This window comes from Pseudomonas sp. HY7a-MNA-CIBAN-0227 (assembly GCF_040310325.1).
Taxonomy (GTDB): domain Bacteria; phylum Pseudomonadota; class Gammaproteobacteria; order Pseudomonadales; family Pseudomonadaceae; genus Aquipseudomonas.
This window is the reverse complement of the sequence record NZ_JBEOPT010000146.1, coordinates 1-269: the sequence shown is the minus strand read 5'-3', so window position 1 is coordinate 269 and position 269 is coordinate 1. Positions and strand designations below refer to the sequence as shown.

1 protein-coding gene is annotated in these 269 nt (G+C 63.2%); it reads left to right on the top strand.

All coding sequences use genetic code 11. The annotated features are described in order from the left end of the window. A partial coding sequence (locus tag AAEZ06_RS27345; protein ID WP_350617240.1) for a hypothetical protein occupies window positions 1–269 on the top strand: 269 nt, incomplete at both ends.

Below are 269 nucleotides of genomic sequence, written 5' to 3'. Positions count from 1 at the left end.
GCGGTACCGGTCAAGGCCGCGAGTGTGCCGCTAAAGGTAGGCGCGGATGAGGTTTCGAATCCGGCACCGATGGTGCGGGGCAAGAAGACCCCGAGGACGACGCTGGTCAAGCAGGAGCCTCACGACGACGCACCGGCGCAATCGAAAAACCCTAACGGCGATGCAGCGGCCAGTGCCGATAAAACGGCGACTAACGGTTGCCCAGTGTCGATGGTTACCGGTGAGGAACTGCTGACCCTCACGGACGGTGAGCTGGACGGGCTTCTGCC